At 65.3% G+C, this 24,588-nt stretch carries 24 protein-coding genes; 12 read left to right on the top strand and 12 right to left on the bottom strand.

Annotation, left to right across the window (positions count from 1 at the left end):
- Positions 1-131: 131 nt before the first annotated feature.
- Positions 132-1,085, top strand: a complete 954-nt coding sequence (locus QM672_RS20295) for an acetyl-CoA carboxylase carboxyltransferase subunit alpha (RefSeq protein WP_367626116.1) — start codon at positions 132-134, stop codon at positions 1,083-1,085.
- Positions 1,086-1,241: 156 nt separating this feature from the next.
- Here QM672_RS20295 and QM672_RS20290 read toward each other — a convergent pair whose 3' ends face one another.
- From QM672_RS20290 to QM672_RS20275, 4 genes are all read right to left on the bottom strand, one after another.
- The gene (locus tag QM672_RS20290) at positions 1,242-2,534 is read right to left on the bottom strand and encodes an ABC transporter permease (protein WP_311937727.1); all 1,293 of its coding nucleotides are present in this window, start codon (positions 2,532-2,534) and stop codon (positions 1,242-1,244) included.
- A complete protein-coding gene (locus QM672_RS20285; protein ID WP_415084721.1) occupies positions 2,531-3,220 on the bottom strand; it encodes an ABC transporter ATP-binding protein in 690 nt (229 codons plus the stop codon). Before QM672_RS20285 ends, QM672_RS20290 begins: the two co-directional genes overlap by 4 nt.
- A gap of 4 nt (positions 3,221-3,224) precedes the next feature.
- Positions 3,225-3,674 carry a hypothetical protein gene (locus QM672_RS20280; protein ID WP_415084719.1) on the bottom strand — a complete coding sequence of 150 codons (450 nt, stop codon included), beginning with the start codon at positions 3,672-3,674 and terminating at the stop codon, positions 3,225-3,227.
- A gap of 161 nt (positions 3,675-3,835) precedes the next feature.
- Positions 3,836-5,608 (bottom strand): alkaline phosphatase, encoded by a 1,773-nt coding sequence (locus tag QM672_RS20275; protein WP_415084717.1) that lies wholly within the window; start codon positions 5,606-5,608, stop codon positions 3,836-3,838.
- 506 nt (positions 5,609-6,114) lie between these two features.
- Here QM672_RS20275 and QM672_RS20270 point away from each other — a divergent pair.
- On the top strand, positions 6,115-7,665 hold the full coding sequence (locus QM672_RS20270; RefSeq protein ID WP_415084715.1) for a L,D-transpeptidase family protein: 1,551 nt from the start codon (positions 6,115-6,117) through the stop codon (positions 7,663-7,665).
- Between the two features lie 190 nt (positions 7,666-7,855).
- Entirely contained in the window at positions 7,856-8,605 is a 750-nt protein-coding gene (locus QM672_RS20265; protein WP_311937718.1) for a methyltransferase domain-containing protein, read from the top strand.
- Between the two features lie 254 nt (positions 8,606-8,859).
- On the opposite strand, the gene metW is transcribed toward QM672_RS20265, so the two are convergent.
- The gene (metW, locus tag QM672_RS20260) at positions 8,860-9,528 is read right to left on the bottom strand and encodes a methionine biosynthesis protein MetW (RefSeq protein ID WP_376717685.1); all 669 of its coding nucleotides are present in this window, start codon (positions 9,526-9,528) and stop codon (positions 8,860-8,862) included.
- Entirely contained in the window at positions 9,525-10,712 is a 1,188-nt protein-coding gene (gene metX / locus QM672_RS20255; RefSeq protein WP_367626122.1) for a homoserine O-acetyltransferase MetX, read from the bottom strand. The genes metW and metX overlap by 4 nt, the downstream gene beginning before the upstream one ends.
- A gap of 230 nt (positions 10,713-10,942) precedes the next feature.
- Between metX and QM672_RS20250 the strand changes: the two genes are divergently transcribed.
- Positions 10,943-11,917: an SPFH domain-containing protein gene (locus QM672_RS20250; RefSeq protein WP_068284168.1), complete on the top strand. Its 975-nt coding sequence runs from the start codon at positions 10,943-10,945 to the stop codon at positions 11,915-11,917.
- 13 nt (positions 11,918-11,930) lie between these two features.
- Entirely contained in the window at positions 11,931-12,386 is a 456-nt protein-coding gene (locus tag QM672_RS20245; RefSeq protein WP_068284166.1) for an NfeD family protein, read from the top strand.
- Between the two features lie 32 nt (positions 12,387-12,418).
- Here the strand turns inward: QM672_RS20245 and gluQRS are convergent, their stop codons facing one another.
- The gene (gluQRS, locus tag QM672_RS20240; RefSeq protein ID WP_367626123.1) at positions 12,419-13,321 is read right to left on the bottom strand and encodes a tRNA glutamyl-Q(34) synthetase GluQRS; all 903 of its coding nucleotides are present in this window, start codon (positions 13,319-13,321) and stop codon (positions 12,419-12,421) included.
- Here gluQRS and QM672_RS20235 point away from each other — a divergent pair.
- The 3 genes from QM672_RS20235 (at position 13,320) to QM672_RS20225 (ending at position 15,842) form a co-directional block, all read left to right on the top strand.
- Entirely contained in the window at positions 13,320-13,964 is a 645-nt protein-coding gene (locus QM672_RS20235; RefSeq protein ID WP_367626124.1) for a DNA-3-methyladenine glycosylase family protein, read from the top strand. The genes gluQRS and QM672_RS20235 overlap by 2 nt on opposite strands.
- A 67-nt stretch (positions 13,965-14,031) precedes the next feature.
- Positions 14,032-14,703: an alpha/beta hydrolase gene (locus QM672_RS20230; RefSeq protein WP_415084711.1), complete on the top strand. Its 672-nt coding sequence runs from the start codon at positions 14,032-14,034 to the stop codon at positions 14,701-14,703.
- Between the two features lie 8 nt (positions 14,704-14,711).
- Positions 14,712-15,842 carry an extracellular solute-binding protein gene (locus QM672_RS20225; protein WP_415084709.1) on the top strand — a complete coding sequence of 377 codons (1,131 nt, stop codon included), beginning with the start codon at positions 14,712-14,714 and terminating at the stop codon, positions 15,840-15,842.
- A gap of 232 nt (positions 15,843-16,074) precedes the next feature.
- Here the strand turns inward: QM672_RS20225 and QM672_RS20220 are convergent, their stop codons facing one another.
- The 4 genes from QM672_RS20220 to QM672_RS20205 all read right to left on the bottom strand — a co-directional run bounded on the left by QM672_RS20220 (position 16,075) and on the right by QM672_RS20205 (position 19,133).
- Complete coding sequence (locus tag QM672_RS20220) at positions 16,075-16,380, bottom strand: 4a-hydroxytetrahydrobiopterin dehydratase (protein WP_311937704.1); 306 nt, start codon at positions 16,378-16,380, stop codon at positions 16,075-16,077.
- Positions 16,381-16,448: 68 nt separating this feature from the next.
- Positions 16,449-17,006 (bottom strand): RNA 2',3'-cyclic phosphodiesterase, encoded by a 558-nt coding sequence (gene thpR, locus QM672_RS20215; RefSeq protein ID WP_367626128.1) that lies wholly within the window; start codon positions 17,004-17,006, stop codon positions 16,449-16,451.
- Between the two features lie 151 nt (positions 17,007-17,157).
- Positions 17,158-18,204: an aldo/keto reductase gene (locus QM672_RS20210; RefSeq protein ID WP_311937699.1), complete on the bottom strand. Its 1,047-nt coding sequence runs from the start codon at positions 18,202-18,204 to the stop codon at positions 17,158-17,160.
- 155 nt (positions 18,205-18,359) lie between these two features.
- On the bottom strand, positions 18,360-19,133 hold the full coding sequence (locus QM672_RS20205) for an AraC family transcriptional regulator (protein ID WP_415084706.1): 774 nt from the start codon (positions 19,131-19,133) through the stop codon (positions 18,360-18,362).
- Between the two features lie 89 nt (positions 19,134-19,222).
- On the opposite strand from QM672_RS20205, the gene QM672_RS20200 reads away from it, so the two are divergent.
- The gene (locus tag QM672_RS20200; protein ID WP_415084704.1) at positions 19,223-20,155 is read left to right on the top strand and encodes a DMT family transporter; all 933 of its coding nucleotides are present in this window, start codon (positions 19,223-19,225) and stop codon (positions 20,153-20,155) included.
- Positions 20,156-20,192: 37 nt separating this feature from the next.
- On the opposite strand, the gene QM672_RS20195 is transcribed toward QM672_RS20200, so the two are convergent.
- The gene (locus QM672_RS20195) at positions 20,193-21,494 is read right to left on the bottom strand and encodes a nicotinate phosphoribosyltransferase (protein WP_415084702.1); all 1,302 of its coding nucleotides are present in this window, start codon (positions 21,492-21,494) and stop codon (positions 20,193-20,195) included.
- Between the two features lie 359 nt (positions 21,495-21,853).
- Between QM672_RS20195 and QM672_RS20190 the strand changes: the two genes are divergently transcribed.
- Genes QM672_RS20190 through QM672_RS20180 form a run of 3 tightly spaced genes read left to right on the top strand, consistent with a single transcriptional unit; the run spans position 21,854 to position 24,587 of the window.
- On the top strand, positions 21,854-23,194 hold the full coding sequence (locus QM672_RS20190; protein WP_415084700.1) for an aspartate aminotransferase family protein: 1,341 nt from the start codon (positions 21,854-21,856) through the stop codon (positions 23,192-23,194).
- Positions 23,195-23,202: 8 nt separating this feature from the next.
- On the top strand, positions 23,203-24,114 hold the full coding sequence (locus QM672_RS20185; protein ID WP_415084698.1) for a 3-keto-5-aminohexanoate cleavage protein: 912 nt from the start codon (positions 23,203-23,205) through the stop codon (positions 24,112-24,114).
- The gene (locus QM672_RS20180; protein WP_415084696.1) at positions 24,114-24,587 is read left to right on the top strand and encodes a GNAT family N-acetyltransferase; all 474 of its coding nucleotides are present in this window, start codon (positions 24,114-24,116) and stop codon (positions 24,585-24,587) included. The genes QM672_RS20185 and QM672_RS20180 overlap by 1 nt, the downstream gene beginning before the upstream one ends.
- Position 24,588: the final 1 nt, after the last annotated feature.

Here is a 24,588-nt window from a genome sequence, read left to right as displayed (position 1 = left end):
TTCGCCGGGCCGAGCGCTTCGTCATGAAGCGGTGAACGGTCTGTGCGAAGGGGAGATATGCGAAACCCTTCCTTGACTTCCCTGGCGTGAGACGCCAGTTTCCGGCTCCTTTCGTCGTCATTTGGACACCCATGCGCAGCTATCTCGATTTTGAAAAACCAGTGGCCGAGCTCGAGGCCAAAGTCGAGGAACTGCGCGCGATGGGGGAGTCGGGTGACGCAGTGGCGATCGGGGACGAGATCCAGCGGCTCGAGGCCAAGGCAAACCAGGCGCTGCGCGACCTCTACGCCCAGCTCACGCCCTGGCAGAAGACCCTGGTGGCCCGCCACCCCGAGCGCCCGCATGCCAATGATTATATCGCCGCCCTGATCGAGGATTTCACGCCGCTTGCCGGTGACCGCAAGTTCGGCGATGACGAGGCCATCATCGGCGGTTTCGGACGCTTCCGCGGCGAGTCCGTCTGCATCCTCGGCCATGAAAAGGGCTCCGACACCGAAAGCCGGATCCGGCACAATTTCGGCATGGCGCGGCCCGAGGGCTATCGCAAGGCCGTGCGACTGATGGAAATGGCCGACCGCTTCGAATTGCCGGTGATTTCCTTCGTCGACACGGCCGGCGCCTATCCGGGCATCGATGCCGAGGAGCGCGGCCAGGCCGAGGCGATCGCCCGCTCGACCGATGCCTGCCTGGGGCTGGGTTCGCCCAGCGTCGCCGTGGTGATCGGCGAAGGCGGTTCGGGCGGCGCCATCGCGGTAGCGGCGGCGAGCCGGGTGCTGATGCTGGAGCATTCCATCTATTCGGTGATCTCGCCGGAAGGCGCGGCTTCCATCCTCTGGCGCGAGGCCAGCAAGGCGCAGGATGCCGCCAACAACATGAAGATCACGGCGCAGGACCTCCTGAAGTTCGGTGTGATCGATGCGATCATTCCCGAACCGACAGGGGGAGCCCATCGCTCGCCCGAGAAGGCGATCGAGACAACCGGCGATTTCATCCAGAATTCGCTGCGCGATCTCTTCAACCAGTCCCGTGAAGCCCTGATCCGGGCGCGTCAGGACAAATATCTGATGATTGGCCGCAGCCTGTAGGATTTCGGGCCGAGTTTGCATGGGAAACGCTGCGGCTGGGACCGCGGAGGTCTCGTCCGCTCTTCCTATCCGCAAGGCTCCGGCGTGTCCAAGAGGCGGACATCGCGACATGCAAGCATGTCGCTGAAGTCCGCGGTCCCAGCCGGTCTGCCTGCCTCACCCCCTCAGCGCCGCTGCCGGCGATTGCCGATAGGCCAGCAGGGCAGGCGCGAGGCCGAGCAGGGCGGCGAAGCCGGCCAACAGGGCGGCGAGACCGAGATCGGCCCGCGTGAAGGCCACCGGCAGGACCATGCCGCTCCAGCTCGTCACCCAGCCCGATATGGTCAGGGCACCGAGATAGCCGAGCGCGAAGCCTGCTCCGATGCCGAGCGCCAGCAGGATGAAGAGTTCGGACCAGACAATGGCGAGCACTGTCAGGCGCGGCGTGCCGAGAGCCCGGAGTGCGCCGATCTGGCGGCGGCGCTGGCCGACATGGATCACCGTCACGAAGATCAGGGCTGCTGCCACCAGGAACTGCGCGCCGGCCGCGACCGCCACCAGCACGGTGCGGGCGTCGCCGAGCGTGGCATAGAGCCGCGTCAGCACCTCGGCCGGGAAGACGGCGAGCGTGCCCTCGCCACGATAGGCCTGGCGCAGCTTGTAGGCATCGGCGATCGTGCGGGGCTTGACCAGAAGGGCCGGGACTCCTGCTGCGGTCTTGGCGAAGCTCTCGTCGAGCGGCGCCGCCGCATCGATCGCGCCTTCATGCTCATGCTCTTCATGCCCGGCCTCGCCGTGCTCGGCATCGTCGGGCTTGGAGCCTTCATGCTCGGAATGGACATCGTGATCCGCCGCTTCTTCGGCATGGCCGAGCCCATGCAGGTGCCAGACGGCCTGGATCGGCACCAGGACCGCCTTGTCCCAGGCCGTATGGCTCGGCTTCAGACGCCCCACCACGGTATAGGCGAGTTCGGTATGGGCGTGGCCCCCTTCCTCGGCCATGCCGTGTGAGGGCTTGATGCGCGTGCCGAGCGGAATTCCGGCGGCTGCACCGACCACAGCCTCGCCTTCGGCGGCGAAGGCTCGACCTTCGGCAAGACCGTCGGACAGAGCATTCACCAGGGCTGTCGTAGTGCCGACGATCGGCTTGCCCTGATAGGAATCGCCGAAGCCGATCGGCGCGACCCAGGCAACCCGCGGATCGGAGGCGAGTTTGCGCAGCGTCTCCACCGGCATCAGCGGCAAAGGCGAAGGCTGCAGGAAGACGGAGGACAGCACCAGCTGGGTCTCGCTGCCGGCGGCGCCGATGACGAGGTCGAACCTGTCGGCCGCACGGGCACTGCCGAGGCGCATCGCCCGTTCCTGCAGCACCACGCCGACGCCGAGCGCGGTGGCCAGCGCCACCAGCAGCACCACGGCCAGCGCTCCGGGCCAGACGCGGCGCAGATCGGCGAGGATGAAGCGGATCATGCGGCCTGTGCCCTTCCTACCTCGTCCGACGCGATGCGGCCGGCGGCGAGCGTCAACCGTCGTGCCAGTCGCCCCGTCAGAGTAGTGTCGTGCGAGACGACGATGAGCGTGGAGCCTTCCGCGCTGGCGAGTTCGATGAGGAGGTCGCCCACGACGGCGCCGGCCTCGGCATCGAGGCTCGCGGTCGGCTCGTCCGCCACCAGCACGGCCGGCCGGCGCAGCAGGGCCCTGGCGAGGGCGACACGCTGCATCTCGCCGCGGGACATGCCATCGATCGCCTGATCCGGCCTGGTCAGGCCGACCCGCTCCAGCAAGGCGCGGCCGCGGTCGATCGAGGTCTTGCCCGCCCGCCTCGACAGGCGCAGCGGCAACAGCACGTTCTCCAGGGCCGATAGACCGGGAAAAAGATGAAAATCTTGCATGACCAGGCCGATATTGTGTCCGCGCCAGCGGTCCCTGGCGCCCTCCGGCAGCCTGGCGATATCGGTGTCGCCCCAGCGTATCCGACCCTGGCCGACGCGCTCGAGGCCGGTGACGACGTTGACGAAGGTGCTCTTGCCTGAGCCCGACGGGCCGGTCACGGCAAGCTGGCTGCCTGCCGTGAGGGCGAGCCTGTCGATGCGCAGCACCGGGGCGGCGAGGCCAGGGAAGGAGACGGCGATATCTTCGAGGTCGAGTGCCAGCACCGGATCAGACCACCCAGTAGCGCGCGTCGCGCAGGCGCAGCCGGCTGAGAAAGCCGGTTTCCTGATCGGTCCAGGACCCCATTTCCAGGCGTCCCGACACCTCGATCCTTGTGCCGGGCTGCACGAAGGTCTGCTTCTCGTCGAGATAGATCACCACGATATTGTCGGGCCAGTCCGAGTCGGAGGAGCAGAAGGGGCAGATCGACATCGGGATTTCGGTGAGCACGAAGAAGGTGGCTTCCGCCTTGAGGGGCGGTGCCATGAAGCCGCTCATCACCACGTCCTTGCCGTCGAGTTCCCTGACCTTGGCCGAGAACTCCAGGCCCAGCACGCTGATCTTGCCATAGAGTTCGGGGAAGCCGAGCGTTGCCGGGGCCGCGAGGGCCGGCGGCGCCAGGAGAAGAGGCGAAAGCCCGAGCAAAGTGAGGATCTGGCGGCGGGGCAGGGTTGTCATGGCATATGTCTCACACCGGCGGGGGACAGCTCTGCTCCTGGGATCGCAGGCGTCTCGCCTGCTCTTTCCCGTAAGGTCACCGGTTCCAAGAGCAGGCGAGACGCCTGCGATCCCAGGAAAGATGTCTTCCGGGCGGCGTGCCGCCCGGAGAAGGTCGTTACTTACTGCATCTGCGCTTTCTGGGCGCCGGAAGCGCCGAGCGCGAAGGCATCGGCCAGGACGCGGTAGACGTCGCTTTCTTCCAGATAGCCCTTGAAGCCCTCGGCACCCGGGCCGGTAGCCTGCAGCACGACGTCGTCGACGGCGTGGGCGGTGCTGTCGTTGTTGCGTGGGATGTTGCCCTGGACGAAGACGGCGCCGGGCACGTCCTTGTAGGCGGGATTGGCGACATATTCCTTCTTCTCGTTCTGGATGGCCGGCTCATAGGGGCCGTCCAGCTTCGGGCTGAAGGTTTCGTAGTGGTCGGGATAGTTTCCGTAGACGACCGCCAGGCGCTTGCTGGGATCGATCTTGTCGGGATAGCCGTCGCCGTTCTTGTCCTCGTAATTGGTGAAGCCGGCCTCGGCATAGATGCCGACCTTTTCGCGCATGTCGGTGCCGGGCTTGCTGTCGTCGATGGTGCCGATCACCGACATGGAGTGGGTGTGGTCGCCGGTGACGACGATCAGCGTATCGGGATGGGTCTTGGCGAATTCGCGCGCCACGCCGACGGCCTTGTCGAATTCGATGGTCTCATAGAGCGAGCGCTCGCCGTCCTGGGCATGCGACATCTTGTCGACCGAGGCGGCTTCCACCATCAGGAAGAAGCCTTCCGGATTCTTGGAAAGCTGGTCGAGGGCCGACTGGGTCATGTCGACCAGGCCGGGCTGGTTGGGGAACTTGCCCACCGTACCCTTCTTGAGCAGGTTGCGGTCGAGTGCCACATCCATGTTGCCCGTGTGGAACAGGCCGAGGATCTTGCCGGTATTGGTGCCGGAGGCGGCAGCGAGGCTGTCCTTGTCGGTGGCCAACGTGTAGCCGGCATCCTTGAAGAGCTGGATATAGTCCTTGTCGTCCTTGCGCTTGGAGCCGGTGGTCGACTTCGGCAGGAAATAGGCCGAGCCGCCGCCCAGGATGATTTCGGCCTTCACGTCGTAGAACATGCCGACGATCTCGGCCTTGTCGGCGCGCTTGCGGGTATGGGAAACCACGGCCGCCGGGGTGGCGTCCTCGATCTCGGCGGTGGAGACCACGCCGATGGACTTCTTGCCGGTGCGGCGCAGCGCCTCGGCGATGGTCTCGACGCGCGGATCGTCCAGGCTGGCGGGCGTGCGATCGGCATAGACGCCGAGAGCGTTCACCGCCGTCTTGTGACCGGTCATGTAGGCCGACATCGTGTTGGCGCTGTCGGTGGCAATGGCATCCGTCGACGAAGTGCCGATGAAGGCCATGTGGTCGAGATCGTCCATGGCGAGGCGGCCATTGGCCTTGCCCTCGGTCATGCCCTTGGACATGATGCGGGCGCCGGTGCGGTTGGCGACCGTCAGGCCGTCACCCAGCAGGAAGATGATGTTCTTGGCCTTGGGCGTGGCGGCAGTGCCGAAGACGTCCCAGGTCACGCTGCGGCTCTGGCCGCCGGCCGAAACCTCGACCTTGTAGCTGCCGGGCACGCTGAGGGTGAGGCCGCGCAGCAGCACTGCCGAGCCGAGATCCTTGTCGTCCTTGCCCTTTTCGGAGGCGACGAACTCGACGTCCTTGCCGAACACACCCTTGTAGTCCTGCCCGTTGACGGTGACGCGCACATCCTCCGGCTTTACGGTGCCGGCGAACTCGGCCTTGAAGTCGAAGGGCGAGCCGGCCAGGATGGTGGCGCGGTCGAGCGGATAGATGCCCGCGGCCTGGCTGGGACCGATCAGCATGGTGGTGACCGCAAGAGCGGCGAGGAGCGTGCGCATGGCAATCCTTTCGCGATGCGAGCAGACTTTGTCGCCGAAGCGTCTTGCGGTGTGGCCAAGCAGCCGTACTTGCAAGGACGCGTCCAAACAAAGAGCTTGAGGAGAACGCGTTCCCCCTGAACGCGCTTTGCGCTAGGGATAGCCAGCGCGTGCGACAGGTCCATGACAGCGAGCAGGTTCAGGATCAGGCCGCTCCGCATGCAGTATAGAGGATGGATCGATCGGCACCGGGAGCGGCGAAGACTCCATGTCGCATCCCGCTGTCCTGTCCGATCCGGGGTTTTGTCGTGGCCGATGCTTGTCGAGCCACGAGGAAGTCTATAGGGTCCCCGGCCAGTTTCCGGTGGAAGGCCTCTATCGGCAGGGCGTGGAATCAGGCATTGTGCCGTTAAGAGTCCGTTCACGCTGTTGCGTAACCACGATCGGCCCATGACTTGCGGCGAGTGGTCGTTGACTGTAAATGTCCCTTAGTCTGTATTGCTGACTTTGCACGGGTTCACTGGTTCATGACCGCTCACTTCAAGTTGATGCGCAAGATTGCAATGGCCGTGCCGGTCCTTTTGCTGGCAGCGGCCTGTTCCAATCAGAATGGCGCAAGTGTTCGTTCGACTAGTCCGGTGCCGCAGGCCCTGATTGCCGAAATGCAGGCCAAGGGCATGGCGCGTTCCGCGCCCATCCTGGTGCGCATCTACAAGAAGGAGTCCGAGCTCGAGCTCTGGAAGCAGACCTCGAGCGGACGTTATGCCCTGCTCAAGAGCTATCCGGTCTGCCGCTGGTCCGGCCAGCTCGGTCCGAAGAAGAGCGAGGGTGACCGCCAGGTGCCCGAAGGCTTCTATGCGGTGAGCATGAGCAGCCTCAATCCGAATTCGCAATATTACCTGTCCTTCGACATCGGCTACCCCAACAGCTTCGATCGCCAGCTCGGCCGGGCTGGCGGCAACATCATGGTGCACGGCTCCTGCTCTTCGCGCGGCTGCTTCGCCATGACCGACAAGCAGGTGGCCGAGATCTATGCCGTGGCGCGCGAGGCGCTGCAGGGCGGCCAGGCTTCGTTCCAGGTGCAGTCGCTGCCCTTCCGCATGACGCCCGAGAACATGGCTCGGAATCGCCGCAACCCCAATATCGGCTTCTGGCAGAACCTCAAGGAAGGCACCGACAACTTCGAGGTCACCAAGCAGACGGTCAAGGTCGATGTCTGCAAGGGCCGCTATGTCTTCAACGGCAATGGCGGTACCGATTGCGGGATCGCTCCCGCCAGCCAGAATGTGGCAGCCGCCGTCTACGAGAAGCGGCGCGGCGACGATGCCAAGGTGACTGCGCTGGTTGCCTCCGGCACCAAGGCCGTCAACTATATCTATCAGGATGGCGGTTCCAATCCGGTGTTTACCGCGCGTGCCGTCGACCAGTCGGCGGTGCCTGGCAAGGACCGGCCCTTCAGCTATTCGCGCGTCGACGTGACCGAGGTCGCCCTCAACGACGCGGGTGCTCCGGCAACGGAAGCGGATGCGAATGCCGCTCATCGCGTGACCTATGCAGCAGCCGAAAGCCTGCTCTATTCGGAAGCCGCCGTGGCTCGCAAGCCGATCAAGGGCGTGGCCGACCCGAAGGCTGTCGCCAAGCGCCAGGAAGCCGTCTATGCCCGGCTGATGGGTAGCAAGTTCCAGGCTCCGATGCCGCAGAAGCCGCTGGCGATGACGGTGGCCGCGGCGCCTGTGTCGTCCAGTGCTCCGGCAAGCCAGCTGGTGGCCTCGGCGGCACCGGAAGGCCAGCCCTTCTATGCACGCTGGCTGGGCTTCGCGCCGACCGAGCAGCCGGCTTCCCCGGTTACGGCGATCAAGGTCGACCCGATCCAGACCGGCACGGTGCCTGACACCAAGCCCAAGCAGGGCAAGGCAAAGACGCTGACGCCGGGCAAGCCGATGATGGCCGCGACGGCGCTGCCGGCCGCCCAGATGGCCGAGCTGCCGCCCGCGATCACCAATCCGCCGACCGAGCAGCCTTTCTACAAGCGTTGGCTGGGCCTGGGCGGCGAGCAGGGCGCCACGGCGACCAACTGACCTGATCTTTCTTGATCGATTGATCCGTGAGCCCTTTCCCGGCATGGGAGAGGGCTCATTCATTGGGCGTGACGAGATCCGATGGCTGATCGTCGTGCCCATATCCAGGCTTCGGCCTCACCTCGGGTGACAGGCAGTCTCCAACTGTTGCAAAATCAATCTCGCCGCCACCGTCTGGATCCTTGATGCCATGTCGCTCGATGTCGTCGATCTCCGCGACTTCTACTCGACCAATCTGGGCATCGTGGCCGGCCGCCTGATTGCCACCAAGATCCGGGCGCGCTGGAGCGACCTTCGCGGCCAGCGCGTTGCCGGCATCGGCTTTGCCGCACCCTATCTCACCATGTTTCGCGAAGAGGCCGAGCGCGTCGTCTCCTTCAATCCGGCGACGCAGGGCGTGCTGGAATGGCCCGAAAACGGCCCGCTTGCCGCTGCTCTGGTCGAGGAGACCGAATTGCCCCTGGCGGATGGCTGCCTCGACCGGGTACTGGCCATCCATCTGCTCGAGGAGGCCGATTCCGCTCTCGACACGCTGCGCGAGATCTGGCGGGTGCTGGCGCCCGGCGGTACGGTGATGCTGGTGGCACCCAACCGGCGCGGGGTCTGGGCCCGCTCCGATGCCACGCCCTTCGGCAATGGCCGGCCTTTCTCGCGCCCGCAATTGACCCGCTTGCTGCGCGATGCGCTGTTCTCGCCAGTGAACTGGACGGAAGCCCTCTATCTGCCGCCAATGTTCCATGGCTGGGCGCTGCGTTCCGCGCCTGCTTATGAGCGCTTCGCGGCTCGTTTTGCATCGCCCTTTGCCGGCGTGCACATCGTGGAGGCCTCCAAGCAGGTGTTCAGGCCGATCACCGTGCGCGCCAAGCGGGCGGTGTCGCCGAAATTCACGCCGGTGCTGCTGCCGAGCCCGGCGGCCGGGCGGGTTGCCGACGGGGCGTGAGCCTGCGCTGCCGCTTACTCGATTCTTCGTCCAGGTTGCGCTGCCCCTCACCTTACCTCTCCCCGTAAGAACGGGGCGAGGGGACTTCGGCGGTGCGTTTCATATTGACGGCAAACTATCTCGCCCAACCGACGGGCGAGATGAGAGGTCCGAGGATCGATCGCAACGCTTACGCTTCCTCGCCCCGTTCTTACGGGGAGAGGTGCGGTGAGGGGCGGCACGACGATGCCTACGGCGTCAGCGAAGTCAACCTCTCAGCGCCTTCGCAGCAGGAATACCGCCTGCTCGCCGAACAGGTTCCAGAACCACCAGGGCGCCCTGACCTGGACCGGCTGGCCCGACAGCGTCAGCGCCTCGGCCCGTTCGATCACCGCATCGAGGCCGCGCGCCATCTCCACGAAGTCCCGGATCGAGCAGAAATGGATGTTGGGCGTGTCGTACCAGGCATAGGGCAGGTTGTCGGTCACGGGCATGCGGCCGCGGAACATGATCTGGCTGCGGATGCGCCAATGCCCGAAATTCGGGAAGGAGACGATGGCGCGCCGGCCGATGCGCAGCATGTCTTCCACCACCTGGCGCGGATTGCGGGTCGCCTGCAGGGTCTGCGACAGGATCACATAGTCGAAGCTGTCGTCGGGATAGTCGGAGAGGTCGGAATCGGCATCGCCCTGGATCACGGCCAGGCCGCGCCCGACGGCGGCGTTGACACCGAGCTGGCTGATCTCGATGCCGCGGCCATCGACGCCGCGCGTCGCCTCCAGCAGGGACAGCAACTCGCCGTCGCCGCAGCCGACGTCGAGCACGCGGGCACCGGGGATCACCATGTCGCGGATCTGCAGGAAATCGAGGCGGCTGCCCGGTGCGGCCGTGGCGCTGCGCTGAGCCGTCATCGTCCTGGTGTCGCGCGGGCGGAACCTGTTCATGCCACGCCTCGCTCGCGGGCGGCGGCGCCGACGAAGCCGCGAACCATGTCGAACAACTCGGGAATGTCGAGCAGGAAGGCATCGTGGCCCTTGTCGGTCTCGATCTCGACGAAGGAGACGCGCGCGCCGGCGGCGTTGAGCGCATGCATGATCTGGCGCGAGGCGCTGGTGGGGAAGAGCCAGTCGGAGGTGAAGGATGCCACGCAGAAGCGGGTATGCGTGCCCTTGAAGGCTGAGGCGAGGGATCCGTCATGCTCGGCCGCGAGGTCGAAATAATCCATCGCGCGGGTGACATAGAGATAGGAATTGGCGTCGAAGCGCTCGACGAAACTCAAGCCCTGATAGCGCAGATAGCTCTCGATCTGAAAATCGGCGTCGAAGGTGAAGGTCCGCGCCGCGCGGTCCTGCAGGTTGCGGCCGAATTTGCGCTGCAGCGCGTCCTCGGAGAGATAGGTGATGTGGGCCGCCATGCGGGCGACACCGAGGCCCTTGGCCGGGCGGGTGCCTGCCTCGAGATAATGGCCGCCGCGCCAATCGGGATCGGCCATGATCGCCTGCCGGCCGACCTCGTTGAAGGCGATGTTCTGGGCGGTATGACGGGCGGCGCTGGCGATGCACAACGCCGAGAAGACGCGGTCGGGATAGGCGACTGCCCATTGCAGCACCAGCATGCCGCCCATCGAGCCGCCAAGCACGGCGAACAGGCTCTCGATGCCGAGATGGTCGAGCAGCATGGCCTGTGCCCGCACCATATCGGCGATGGTCACCACCGGAAAGTCGAGGCCATAGGGCTGGCCGGTTGCCGGATTGGTCGAGGCCGGGCCGGAGGAGCCCATGCAACTGCCGATCACATTGGGGCAGATCACGAAGAAACGCTCGGTGTCGATCGGCTTGCCCGGCCCGACCAGGGTGTCCCACCAGCCGGCACGCCCGGTCACCGGGTGGATGCTGGCGACATGCTGGTCGCCGGTGAGCGCGTGGCAGACGAGCACGGCGTTGGATCTGGCTGAATTGAGCGTGCCCGCCGTGGTATAGGCGATGCGCAGCGGCGCGAAATCGATGCCGCTGTCGAGGCGAAGCGGCCGTTCCGGGCCGAAATCGACGAGCAGGCTGTCATCGGGCTGGTCTGCCTGCTTGCGGGCCAGTTCCGGGAAGCTCGCCCGCAGCTGCTCACCTTCCGACATGCGTCTGCATTTCCCCCGTCGCCCAAGGTCGCTCGACAAGTTTGTTCGATTTGCCGAACGTTTCGTTCGATACATCCTAATATCACGCACTGAAGCAAGTGCAATGGCATTGCGGATGGCGGCGCTCGTGCGTTTTCGCATCTTCCGGTTGCACGAGTTCGCGAGAGCGCTTTGCAGCACTCGTGGTCATCGTTAGACATGATGAGATCTGGTCCGACCTGGAAAACGCCATGCCCGATATTCCGCTCACCGCAACGACAGCCGTCATCGTCTTGGCCATTGTCCTGCTGTTCTTCCTGATGAAGATGGTGAAGACCGTACCGCAAGGATATAACTACACGGTCGAGCGTTTTCGCCGTTACGCCTATACCATCCAGCCCGGCCTCAACATCGTGCCACCGATTTTCCATCGCATCGGTGTGCGCATGAACATGATGGAACAGGTGCTGGATGTCCCGACCCAGGAAATCATCACCCGCGACAACGCTTCGGTGGCGGTGGACGGCGTCGCCTTCTTCCAGGTGATCGATGCCGCCAGGGCTGCCTACGAGGTCGCCAATCTCAACAGCGCGATCCTCAACCTGCTGATGACCAATATCCGCACCGTGATGGGCTCGATGGATCTCGACCAGCTGCTTTCCCATCGCGACGAGATCAACAATCGCCTCCTGACCGTGGTCGATGCGGCGGCGACCAGCTGGGGCATCAAGGTCACCCGCATCGAGATCAAGGATATCGTGCCGCCGGCCGACCTGATCGCCTCGATGGGACGCCAGATGAAGGCCGAGCGGGAGAAGCGGGCCGTCATCCTCGAGGCCGAGGGCCAGCAGCGCGCGGAGATCCTGCGGGCCGATGGCCGCAAGCAGGCCCAGGTGCTGGAGGCCGAGGGGCGCAAGGAAGCCGCCTTCCGTGATGCCGAGGCGCGCGAGCGCGCGGCCCAGGCCGAAGCCGCGGCGACGCAGGTGGTCTCCGAGGCCCTGTCACACGGCAACGTCGCCGCGCTCAACTACTTCATCGCCGACAAATATGTGAAGGCCATGCAGGCGATGGCGACGGCACCGAACCAGAAAGTGATGGTACTGCCGATGGAGGCGACGGCCTTGATCGGTTCGCTCGCCGGTATCGGCGAGATCGCCAAGGCCACCTTCGGGGACGCAGCCTTGCCGGCCAAGCGCTCTGGCGTGCCGCGTACCGGCCAGGATTGAGACGGAGCCGTCCATGACCGAACTTGCGTCCATCAATGTCTGGGGATGGTTCGTGCTGGCCGCCGTGCTGATCGGCCTGGAGGTGTTCCTGCCCGGAGCCTTCATGATCTGGCTCGGTCTCGCCGCCGCAGCTGTCGGTGTGATCAGCCTCTTCCTGCCATTGAGCTGGCCGCTGGCCCTGCTGCTGTTCGCAGCTCTCGGCGTGGTCTTCGCCTGGATCGGCCGGCATTTCGCCCGCCGGGCCGATGCATCCGACAAGGAACAGCCCTTTCTCAATCGCCGGGCCGATGCACTCGTCGGCCAGAGTTTCACCCTGGCCGAGCCGATCGTCAACGGCGAGGGGCGGATCCGGGTTGGCGACACGGTGTGGCAGATCAGGGGAGCTGACGCAGGCGCCGGTGCGCGCATCAGGGTGGTGCGCGTCGAGGGCGGATGGCTGGCGGTGGAAGAAGTAGTCAGGCAGACGTGAGGATAGAAACTGGGTAGGCTTGGTTCTGCCCCTCACCCCATCACCGCCATCCCCTTGATGTCTGCCGGTGTCACTCCATCCGCCCTGAGAGCCCGCAGGCTGGTGGAACGGGCGGACTTCGACAGTTTCTCGCCGTCGGGGCCGAGAAGCAGGCCGTGATGGTGGTAGATCGGCTCGGGCAGGCCGAGCAGGGCCTGCAGCAGGCGGTGCAGGCCGGTGGCCTGGTAGAGGTCCCGGCCGCGCACGACATGCGTGATGCCCTGCAGGGCATCGTCGACCACCACGGCCAGATGATAGCTCGCCGGAAACTCCTTGCGTGCCAGCACGACGTCGCCCCAGCGTTCCGGAGCGGCAGGAATCGCCTCGGAGCCCGCGCCTCGGGGCGCTGCCTGCTCCTGCCAGGACAGGGCAGGCGCCAGAGGCCCGGCCTTGGCCAGGGCTGCCGTCATGTCGAGCCTGAGGGCAAAGGGTTCGGCCGGATCGCGTCCGGCAGGATCGTCGGCGCGGGCGAGCGCGGCGCGGGGATAGAGCGGGGTGCCGTCCGGGTCGCGGGGATGACCCGGCCGGTCGATGGCCGCGGCAATCTCTGCCCGCGACGCATAGGAGCGGTAGAGCAGCCCCATGCCGGCAAGGCTGTCGAGGGCCTGGCGATAGTCATCGAAATGTTCGGATTGGCGCCGCGGCGAGGGTTCGAACGGAAGGCCCAGCCAGGCGAGATCTTCCAGCAGGGCAGCGACGAATTCCGGGCGGCAGCGGGTGGTATCGATATCCTCGATGCGCAATAGCAGGCGCCCGCCGGCGGCCTTCGCCCAGCGTTCGTTCTCGAAGGCCGAAAGCGCATGACCGAGATGGAGATGGCCGGTCGGACTGGGAGCGAAGCGCAGGAGGGGGCGGATCGATTGATTTGTCACGCCTGTGGTGTAACACACGGGCATGACCGTGATCATCCGTTCGCGCACTGAAATCCTCGCCGGAGTCGAGGCCTTGCGCGCGCTCGATCCCAGGCTGGCCGCCATCCATGACCTGTGCGGTGAGCCGCCCTTGCGCCGCAACGAGGGCGGTCTGGAGGGACTGGCCTGGATCATCGTGTCCCAGCAGGTCTCCGTCGCCAGCGCCCGGGCGATCTGGGCGCGCACCAAGGCGGTGTTCGATCCTTTCACGGCGCAAAGACTGGTCAGCGCCCCCGAGGCAGATTTTCGGGCCGGTGGCCTGTCCATGCCCAAGATCCGCACCCTCAGGGCTGTCGGCCAGGCAATGCTGGAGGGGCTCGATCTCGATGCCCTCGCGGTGCTCAGCGCCGATGCGGCCCGCCTCGAACTGACCAGGGTCAAGGGCATCGGTCCCTGGACGGCCGACATCTATCTGATGTTCTGCCTCGGCCACGGCGATGCCTTCGCCTCGGGCGATCTTGCCCTGCAGGAAGCGGCGCGCATGCTGCTCGACCTCGAAAAACGCCCGGATGCCGCAGAGCTTGCCCGCATTGCCGAAGCCTGGCGCCCCTGGCGCAGTGTTGCCGCCCGTCTGCTCTTTGCCTATTACGCCAAGATGAAGAACCGAGCAGGCGTTGCCTTGGAGTAGACGGTGCGACGTATTTTCGTCACGCAAGGGTGCTCAGTGGATCCATGAGTTGCTTGAGGAGAGCAGAATGACGACACTCGACGGGCCCCGCCTGCCTGCCAAATCCGGAAAAGCCCGCCAGCTCGTCGTGTTCCTGCATGGTTATGGCGCCGATGGCAACGATCTGATCGATATCGGCCGTGCCTGGCAGGAACTCCTGCCCGACACCGCCTTCGTATCGCCCCACGCGCCCGAGCCCTGCGCCGGAAGTCCCTTCGGTCGTCAGTGGTTCCCGTTGACCTTCCAGGTCCCCAATGAGCGTTGGCACGGCGTCGAGAAGGCCCGGCCCGTGCTCGATGCCTTCCTGGACGAGGAGCTCAAGCGCGAAGGGCTGGATGAGGCCGCGCTCGCCCTGGTTGGTTTCAGCCAGGGCACCATGATGGCGCTGCATGTCGGACTTCGCCGCCCCAAGGCGATGGGGGCGATCGTCGGCTATTCCGGCGTGCTCGTCTGCCCGGACGGGCAGCTGCCCGCGGTGATGGCGCCTCAGATCACGGCAAGGCCGCCGGTATTGCTGGCCCATGGCGACCAGGACCAGGTCATTCCTCCCTTCGCATCGCAGTTCTCGCAGGAAGGGCTCAAATCCCTGGCCGTGCCGGTCGAGGCTCATATGAGCCGTGGGCTCGGCCACGGCATCGACAACCAGGGCCTGCGGCTTGGCGGCACTTTCCTGGCCCAGGCGCTGACGCGCGCGGCGTAGGCCGACAAATGCAGCGCGGCCGGCCGAGTCGTCTCCTTCACCCCACCCGCCGCGCTTTCCTGCGTGGCACGGCGGCACTCGGCCTGGGCACGCTGGCTTCGCCGGCCATCGTCAGCCAGGCGCTCTCCTCCTCGGGGGAACTGACCTATCTGGGCTGGTCGGGTTATGATTTCAGCGCCCTGTTCCGCAGCTTCACCGAGAAGACCGGCATCACCGTCAATTTCGTCGAGCAGCCCGACCAGGAGGCCATGCTGGCGCAGGCGCGCATCGCTGCCCAGGGCGTGGGCGCCGACATCGTCGAGCCCTCGCTCGACCGCCTGCCGGAATGGCTGCAGGCGGACCTGCTGCAGCCCTGGGACGACGGCAATGTCGGTCTCGATCTCTATGACAAGGCCTTCCTGACCGGTTCGGCCATGCATAAGGGCCGGCGCTATTTCCTGCCGGTGGTCTGGGGGGCGGAGGCGTTGGCCTATGCGCGCCAGGCGGCGGCGCAGACCTATGGCGCCGCCTCCCTTGCCTCGCTCTTCGATGACAAATATCGCGGCAAGGTCGCAATCAGGCCCTCGACAGGCCTGGCGGCGATGGGCCGGGTGCTGGAAGCCGAGGGCAAACTGCCGAAACCCTGGCTCGACGGCTACAAGGACGAGGCGACCATGCGCCAGCTCTGGGACCTGGCATTGGCCGAGGCGACCCGGCGCAAGGCGATGATCGGCCAGTTCTGGAGCAGCGACAACGATGCGCTCACGGCTTTCCGCAGCAAAGGCTGCACGCTGGGATTGACGTGGGACACCACGGCGCAGGTGCTGGCTGGCGACAATGTCGGCTTCGTGGCGCCCAGGGAGGGCGCCTTCGGCTGGCTGCAGGGCTATGGCCTGCTCAAGAATGCCCGAAACGCCGAACAGGCGCATGAATGGGCCCGCTTCATCGTGACACCGGAAGCGTCGGCCGCCTATGCCACGGCTTTCTCCGCCAATCCCGTGGCTCGAGGTGCCGTCGATCGGCTCGATCCCAAGCTGCGGGATTTCCTCCGCGCCGCCTATCCCGACGATGCCCTGTCGAAGATCTGGTGGTGGCCGGCTCAGCCGCCCTGGTTCGTCGCCCTGCGTAGCGAATATGCGCAGAAATGGCAGGCGGCGTGAGAGGGGGCACTAAGGAGCAATCGGCAAATAACGAATTGAATCGGCTCGACCTTTGTCATTGCCGGGCTTGACGCGGCAATCCAGTCATTCCCTCCAGGCACTCAGACAGGGCCGATGGATGCCCGGGTCAAGCCCGGGCATGACAAAGGCGGCGTTTCAGCTATTTCCAGACGGTGTCCAGGGATGTCGAGAGAGGTAGGGATAGGGCAATGCGATCTCTTTAAGTCGTTTTTCACACCCCCACCGTCGCGGCGATCTTGTCCATGCTCCTGGCGAGCTTGAGGTCGAGCTCCGTCAGCCCGTCGACGTCATGGGTGGAGAGGGTGACGTCGACGGTCTTGTAGACATTCGACCATTCGGGATGATGGTTGAGCTTCTCGGCGGTAAGGGCAGCCCGCGCCATGAAGCCGAAAGCTTCGCTGAAATTGCGAAAGACAAAGACGCGGCGGATCGCATCCCGACCTGGTGTCGATGCCCAGTTCGAAAGTTCGGCCAAGGCGGATCGACGCTCGTCCTCGTTCAGTTTCGCTTGGGGCATGCCGGCCTCCTTCGATGCGTTTGAGCCGTGGCGGTGAGGATGCCGCTTCGCGGGCAGCAAGGACGACGTCAGCGCAACGCGGCTTCTTCGCGGCGCTGCAGTTCATAAGCCTCTTCGACGATATAGGGGCCGCCGCCCACCGAATCGCGTGAGGAGTAGAGCACGAAGCGCTCGGCGGTGAAGCCGAGGCGGCCGCCGCCGCGCAGGGCAAGCCAGTCGGCGGTGAGGCGTGCCGTGGCTTCGCTGCGCAGCCGCGCGAGCGTGATGTGCGGCGTATATTGCCGATTCTCGATCGGCACGCCGAGGCGGCGGAGCAGGCGCTCCTGCACGGCCTGCAACTCCATCAGGCCCGGGTTGGGCAGCACCCTGGCATAGACCGATTTCGGCCTGCTGCCGCCGAAGGCATCCAGCCCGTCGACGACGATATCGACAATGGGGCGGCGAATGCCGTCGAGGGCTTCGGCGACATCGCGCGCCAGCCCGTCATCGATGTCGCCGATGAAGGACAGGGTGATGTGATAGTTCTCGACGTCGATCCAGCGGGCACCGGGCAGGCCGCCGCGGAGCGTCGACAACTTCATGCCGATGATGGGAGGAACTTCCAGAGCGGTAAACAAACGCGGCATGGCACGAACGCCGTATAGTTATCGTCGGAGATTCAATCCTAGAGAGTTTTACCGCCGAGGGGAAAGCGCAAAGCGTCGCGGCCTCTCGGCGGCCTGTTTTTTTCTGCGGAAAACGAGGAGGGCCAGCGCTGGCGGCTGGCCCGCCGCGCCCTCACGGTGCCGGGTTCATGTGCAGCTGGTGAATGGCGTCGATACGCGCCTCGAGCTCGGCCGGAATGGCGATGTCGATCGATCCGATGGCGGTTTTGAGCTGCGCCATGGTGGTCGCGCCGATGATGGTGGCGGTGGTGAAGGGCCTGGTGTTGACGAAGGCCAGCGCCATCTGGGCCGGATCGAGGCCATGCTCGCGGGCGAGGTCGAGATAGGCGTTGAAAGCGGTGTCGGAGCCGGGCTTCTCATAGCGCTGCAGCCGGTTGAACAGGGCCTTGCGCGAACCGGCCGGCAAGGCGCCGTCGCGGTATTTGCCGGTGAGATAGCCCTGGGCCAGAGCGGAATAGGCGAGCAGGCCGAGCTGCTCGCGCATGGCGATCTCGGCCAGGGCGGTTTCGAAGGTGCGGTTGACCAGCGAATAGGCGTTCTGGATCGACTGCATGTGTGCCAGGCCGCGCGTCTCGCTTTCGGTGAGAAAGCGCATCGCACCCCAGGCGCTTTCATTGGAGAGGCCGATCCAGCGGACCTTGCCGGCCTTCACGAAGCCGTCGAGCACGTCGAGCTGCTCGGCAATGCTGCTGGTCTCGTCGGCCGGGCTGACGCGGAAGGCCGTGGGATTGGAGCCCCAGGGCATCGAACGCTCGGGCCAGTGGAGCTGGTAGAGGTCGATACGGTCGGTCTGGAGGCGCTTGAGGCTCTTGTCGAGGGCCTCGGTCATCTGGGCGCGATTGAGCCGCGTCGGCTCCTTGGCGTCTCGCAGCCAGACCGAGGTGCCCGCACCGGCGACCTTGCTGGCGAGGATCACCTTGTCGCGCGTGCCGCGCGCCTTGAACCAGTTGCCGATGATGCGCTCGGTCGAGCCGGCGGTCTCCGCGCGCGGTGGAACTGCGTACATTTCGGCGGTGTCGAAGAAATTGACGCCCTGTTCGAGGGCATAATCCATCTGGGCGAAGCCATCGGCTTCGCTGTTCTGTTCGCCCCAGGTCATGGTGCCCAGGCAAATCACGGAAACGTCCTGGCCGGTGCGGCCGAGCTTATGAAATTTCATGAAAGGAATCCGGAAAAGGGAGGACGCCTGTTTGACGCAAGGAAGGCGGGCTTGGCAAGCCCTGTCGGCAAGTCCTGTGGGCATGCCGAGGCGGCGGTACGGCAGGCGGCTGTCATCCCCTGCCCATGGCTGCTGCCAGGCGGGGCATGGCGTACTCAGCGATAGAAATCACTCGGCGGCAGGCCGAAATGCCGCCGGAACATCGCCGTGAAGGCACTCTGGCTGGCATAGCCGCTGTCATAGGCGACATCGATGATGCGGGCGCCGCTGGCCAGACGCTCCAGGGCGAAGAGCAGCCGGGCCTGCTGGCGCCATTGCCCGAAGGTCAGTCCCGTCTGGCTGGCGAACAGCCGGTGCACCGTCTTGGGCGTGATGCCGAGCCGCCGCGCCCAGTCCTGCGCCGTCTCCTCGTTTTCGGGATGGGCGATCAGGTGTCGGCAGACGGTGCGCAGGCGGACATCCCTCGGCATCGGCAGATGGAGCGGCAGGACATCGAGAAGCCTGAGCTCGTCGAGCAGCAGCTGCATCAGCCTCTCGTCGCGGCCGCCGGCGGGATAATCGAGCGGGATGGCGACCGCCGCAACGATCAGTTCGCGCAGCAGGGGCGAGACGGCGATCACGCAATTGTCGCCGGGCAGGGTAGCGGAGACGGTGGGATCGATGAAGACGGTGCGGATCTTGACCTCGCCGCACATGCGCACTTCGTGCTCCAGGCCGCCAACCAGCCAGACGGCGCGGTTGGGCGGCACCACCCAGCTGCCGGCCTGCGAGCGCACGATCATCACGCCCTGGATGGCGTAGAGCAGTTGCGCGCGCGGATGGGCATGCCAGCCGGTATCGGAACCGTCGGGATAATCGATCTCCATCGCCACGACGGCGCGCTCGGTGTCGTGGAAAGCGAGGTGGCGGGTGGTGTGATCGTCCAGCATGTCCCAATCACGATAGTAGATGTTAGATTAGCGTGAGACGGACGCGGTGAAAAGAGGCAGTTTCCGCCCCTCCATTCCACGGGTGCGCCATGTCTTCTAAATCCTCTTCCTCCAAACCTCTCGCCTTGCTCTATCCCTTCTTCGCCATCGTCCTGTGGGCGGGCAACGTCATCGTCTCCAGGCTGTCGGCCCATGCCATCGGGCCGCAAGCCATCACTTTCTATCGTCTCGTCCTGGCGATCGGCCTGATGACCCTCTTCGTCGGCCTGCCGGCCTGGCGCAACCGGGCGGTGTTGTGGCGTCATCTCGGCGAATTCGCGGTGCTCGGCTTCCTGGCCATGTGCCTGTTCCAGAGCCTGTCCTATCTCGCCGCCGGCTCGACCACGGCGACCAACATGGCGGTGTTCACGGCGCTGTCGCCCCTGCTGACGGTGGCCTTGAGCGCGCTGATGCTGGGCGAGCGGCCGACCATCGGCATGGTCGGCGGCGGCATCCTCTCGATCGTCGGCATCGTCTATCTGGTCAGCGCCGGCGATCTCGCCAGCCTGGCCCGGGACGGCGTACATCCGGGCGATGCCCTGATGCTGCTGGCCGGCCTCGTCTACGCGCTCTATTCGGTGCTGCTGAAGCGCTGGAACCTGCCGGTCTCGGGCTGGCAGTCGACCTACATGCAGGCTCTATGCTCTCTGGCGGTGATGTTCCCGGCTTTGCTGGCAACGCCGGCACCGCTCAGGGCCCTCAACACGGAGACGCTGCCGCTGATCGCCTATGCCGGCTGTGCGGCCTCGGTGGTGCTGCCGGTCTTGTGGATCCGCGGCGTCGAGCAGCTCGGCCCCAGCCGCTGTGCCATCTTCCTCAACCTGCTGCCGGTGTTCACGGCGCTCGCCGCCATCGTCATGCTGGGCGAGCCGATCCGCTCCTACCACGTCATCGGCGGCGGCCTGGTGCTCGCCGGCGTGATCGCGGCGCAGTTGCTGAAGCGGCCGCTGGGCCGACGGGTGGCGGTCGAACTACCGGAGTGACGCCGATCCTAAGGGCAATGTCCCGGTGCAAGCGATGCTATACGCTCACCGCCTGCACCCCGCGGCCTTCCTCGCCGAACACCTTCAGGTAGCGATCGATCGCCTCCTTGCCGCCGGTGGCCTTGGCGAGGTTGTCCGAGAGCTTCACCGCCGGCTTGCCGTTGACCGAAGTGATCTTGCAGACCAGCGAGATCGGATCGAGCAGAGGGATGGGGTGCGAACCGCAGCCGCGGAAATCATTGGTGAGATTGGTGCCCCAGCCATAGGAGGGGCGCATGCGGCCGTTGAAATTCTTATGGGCGGTCTCGATGGAATCGATGTCGAGGCCGTCGGAGAAGATGATCAGCTTCTTGGCCGGGTCGCGGCCGCGCGCCCTATACCAGGCGATGATCTCCTCGCCGGCCTGCTGGATCGGTTTGGAGTCGGGGCGCATGCCGGTCCAGTCGGCCACCCAGTCGGGGGCTCGTTCGAGGAAGGCGGCGGTGCCGAAAGTATCGGGCAGCACGATCAAGAGATTGCCGTCATAGAAGTCGCGCCACATTTCCAGCACCTTGTAGGGCGACTCGCGCAGGCAGCCATCCTCCTCGCACAAAGCCGCATAGACCATGGGCAGCTCATGGGCGTTGGTGCCGATCGATTCCAGATCGTTGTTCATGGCGAGCAGCACGTTGGAGGTGCCGACGAAAGCCGAGCCGAGGCCCTCCTTCATCGCCTCCACGCACCAGCTCTGCCACAGGAAGGAATGGCGCCGCCTGGTGCCGAAATCGGAGATTTTCAGGTTTTCCAGATTCTTCAGCCGCTCGATCTTGTCCCACAGCTTGGCCTTGGCGCGGGCATAGAGGATGTCGAGCTCGAAACGGCCCATGGAACGGGTGGCGGCCCTGGATTTCAGCTCGTTGATGATGGCGAGCGCCGGCACCTCCCACATGGTGGCCTGGCTCCAGGGCGCGTCGAATTCGAGCACATAATCGCCATTCTCGATGCGCAGATCATACTCCGGCAGGCTGAAATCGGCGAGCCAGTCGAGGAATTCAGGCCGGAAGATCTGCTGCTTGCCGTAGAAGGTGTTGCCGCGCAGCCAGATCAGTTCGCGCTTGCCGAAGCGCAGCGTGCGGGCGTGGTCAAGCTGGTCGCGCAGTTCCTTCTCGTCGATCACCGTGGCAAGGTTGATCGACTTGGTGCGGTTGATCACGGTGAAGGTGGTGCGCACATTCTCATGCCGGGCATGGATGGGCTGCAGCATCAGGAGCTTGTAGAAGTCCGTGTCCAGGAGGCTGCGGACGATCGGATCGAGCTTCCAGGTCCGATCATACACCCTCTTGGCAATATCGATATTCATGAAAAGTGCCCCAAGCCGCCTTTGCCGGCGAAAGAGCGGACCATGCGTGGATTGCAGGCCAAGATCAAGATGCTGGGCGTACGGACATTTTACCCTCCCCTGGAGGGATCGGCGCTTCCGCTTGGAAGTGCCTGGGGTCGAGGCGAAGCCTCGGGGTGGGGTGACTTCTTCACAAAATGAAAGTCACCATCATCACCGTCTGCGTATTTTCACCCCACCCCGGCCCTGTGGGCCGACCCTCCCCCTCCAGGGGAGGGTAAAGATGCCGCGCTTGACGCCCGGCGATGCGACCTTCCATAAGTCCTACAAAACAGGGCGTCGAACCGATCGGCGCGCGACTCTGGGGCATGGAGACGGGAATGGCAGGCGACGTCGCGGAATCGACCTCGGTGGCGGGGGCAGGCTTGCCGAAGATCGCCTGGGGCAAGGGCCTCGTGCTCACCGATGTCGACGGCAAGCACTATCTCGACGGCTCGGGCGGCCCGGCCGTCTATTGCCTCGGCCATGGCAATGAAGAGGTCAACCAGGCGATCAAGGATCAGCTCGACCGCATCGCCCATGGCTATCGCTACAATTTCACTTCCGATCCCCTGGAAGAGCTGACCGAGCGTGTCGGCCGGCTCTGCGGCGGCACGCTCAAGCAGATGGTGTTCGTCTCCGGCGGTTCGGAGGCGGTCGAATCGGCCCTGAAGCTCGCTCTGCAATATTTCGCCGCCCGGGGCGAGATGAGCCGGCGGCGCTTCATTTCGCGCGAGCGCTCCTGGCACGGCAACACGCTGGGTGCGCTGGCGCTCTCGGGCTTCCGCGAACGCCGCCTTTCCTTCGAGGGCGCGCTCGTCGACGTGCCGCTGATATCGCCCGCCAATGTCTACCGGCCGCCGGCCGGCGTGGCACCGGAGGATGTCGGCGCGGCCTGCGCGCAGGAATTGGAAGACAAGATCCTGGAACTCGGCCCCGACAAGGTCGCCGCCTTCGTCTTCGAGCCGGTGGTGGGCGCGGCCGGCGGCGTGGTGCCGGCACCGCCGGGCTATGCCGGGAAGGTACGCGAGATCTGCGATCGCCATGGCGTGCTGATGATCGCCGACGAGGTGATGTGCGGGGCCGGACGCTGCGGCACCTGGCGGGCGCTCGAACATGACGGCGTCTTCCCCGACATCATGACGGTGGCCAAGGGCCTGGGCGGCGGGTATCTGCCGCTTGGGGCGGCCGTCTATTCCGACAGGGTCGCCGAGCCGATCAACGCCGTCGACGGCGGGCCGCAGACCGGCCACACCTTCACCGGCCATACCGCCGCCTGTGCGGCCGGCGTCGCCGTGCAGCGCATCGTCGAGCGCGACGGGCTGGTGCAACGCGTCGCCGTGAAGGGCGAGGAATTCAAGCGCATTTTGGCCGATGCCCTCCACGGCATTGCCCAGATCGGCGATATCAGGGGCCGCGGCTTCTTCACCGGCATCGAGATCGTTGCCGACCGTGACAGCAAGGAGCCCTTCCCGGCGGAGAAGGCGCTGTTCCTCAAGATCCGCGCGCGCGCCTTCGCCAACGGGCTGATCTGCTACCCTTCGGGCGGCAATGTCGACGGCATCAAGGGCGATACCGTGATCCTGGCGCCGCCCTACAACGCCACCGACGGCGAGTTGAGCGAAATTGCCGGGCGCTTTGCGGTATCGCTGCGCCAGGCCCTCAAGGATATTGGAGCATAGAGGCTGTCATGGCGAACAAGGTCATCATTTCCTGCGCGATCACCGGCTCGATCCACACCCCTTCGATGTCGCCGCATCTGCCGGTGACGCCCGACCAGATCGCCGCCTCAGCCATCGAAGCGGCAAAGGCTGGGGCCGCCGTGCTGCATCTGCATGCGCGCGATCCCGAGACGGGGGCTCCGACGCCCGATGTGACCGTGTTCGAGCAGTTCGTGCCCCGCATCCGCCAGGCCACGAACGCCATCGTCAACATCACCACCGGCGGTTCGGCTCGCATGAGCATCGAGGAGCGCCTGAAAGGCCCCGCGAGCCTGCAGCCGGAAATGTGCTCGCTCAATCTCGGCACCATGAATTTCGGGCTCTACCCGATGCTGGACCGGCCGCGTGAGTGGAAGCACGACTGGGAGGTGCCCTTCCTGGAAGCGACCCGTGGCGGCATGTTCAAGAACACGCTTGAAGATATCGAGCACATCCTCACCACCATGGGCCCGCTCGGCACGCGCTTCGAATTCGAGTGCTACGATGTCGGCCATCTCTACACGCTCGCCCATTTCCTCGACCGCAAGCTGGTGACGCCGCCGCTCTTCGTGCAGACCGTGCTCGGCATCCTCGGCGGCATCGGCGCTAATCCCGACAGCGTGGTCGACATGCGCCGCACGGCCGACAAGCTATTCGGCAAGGATTATCAGTGGTCGATGCTGGCCGCCGGCCGCAACCAGATGGCGCTCGGCACCATGGCGGCGGTGATGGGCGGCCATGTCCGCGTCGGGCTGGAAGACAATCTATGGATCGGCAAGGGTCAGCTCGCCAGCTCCAATGCCCAGCAAGTCACCAAGATCCGCACCATCCTGGAGGAACTGGGCCTGGCGATCGCCACGCCGGACGAGGCGCGCGCCATCATCGGCATCCGGCCGCGCTGATGCAGATCCGTCCCGCCACGCCGGAGGATTGCGATGCCATCGCGGCGATGGTGGGCGAGCTTGCGGCGCTGTTCGGTGTGGCGGCCGGTACCACAGGTGACATCCTGCGGGCCGAGGCTTTCGGCGCGGTTCCGCGCATCGGCATAGCCGTGGCGGAAGCGTCCCAAGGTGTCCTGGCCGGCTATCTCGTGCACCAGGACAGTTTTTCGACCTGGCGCGGCGCCAATGGCGTCTTCGTGGTCGACCTCTATGTCGCGCCGCAATGGCGTAATGATCGCATCGGCATCCGCCTCCTGGCGGAGGCGGCCCGCCGTGGCCGCCAGCGTGGCGCGCGCTTCATGCGGCTCGATCTCGATGCCGGCAATGAAGCGGGGTTGCGGTTTTATCGGCAGCACGGCTTCCGCACGCTCGACCACGATCGCTTCCTGGTGCTGGACGAGCCGGGCTTCATCGATCTGATTGAAAAGAGTTGAG

It is taken from the genome of Labrys sp. (in: a-proteobacteria) (assembly GCF_047605565.1).
Lineage (GTDB): Bacteria > Pseudomonadota > Alphaproteobacteria > Rhizobiales > Labraceae > Labrys > Labrys neptuniae.
This window is presented reverse-complemented; position numbering and strand designations above follow the sequence as displayed.